Annotated in this window: 1 protein-coding gene; it reads right to left on the reverse strand. The window is 39.2% G+C overall.

Features of this window, described 5'->3' with window-relative positions:
- The coding region (locus FE392_RS23180) for an FAD-dependent oxidoreductase (protein ID WP_319932020.1) at positions 1-311 on the reverse strand (311 nt) is incomplete at both ends.

The raw sequence follows: 311 nt of genomic DNA on the forward strand, positions 1-311 counted from the left end.
ATACGTAATCTGCTTCTACAGTTTGGATTTCACCTTTAACTTCAAAGCTAACTTTTACGCCAGTTTCTGTTTCTTCAACGCCTTTAGCCATAGCTTTTGTATGGATATTTACGTTACCTTTTTTCTGTAGAGCACGTTTAACAACAGAGCTCATAGCTTTTTCGAAACCAGCTAAGATTTCGTCGCCAGCTTCTACTACAGTAACTTCTGTACCGAAGTTAGCATATGCAGTACCTAATTCCATACCGATGTAACCGCCGCCGATTACAACAAGTTTTTTAGGAATTTCAGGTAAGCTTAAAGCGCCTGTA

It is taken from the genome of Xenorhabdus santafensis (genome assembly GCF_033949405.1).
Taxonomy (GTDB): Bacteria; Pseudomonadota; Gammaproteobacteria; order Enterobacterales; family Enterobacteriaceae; genus Xenorhabdus; species Xenorhabdus santafensis.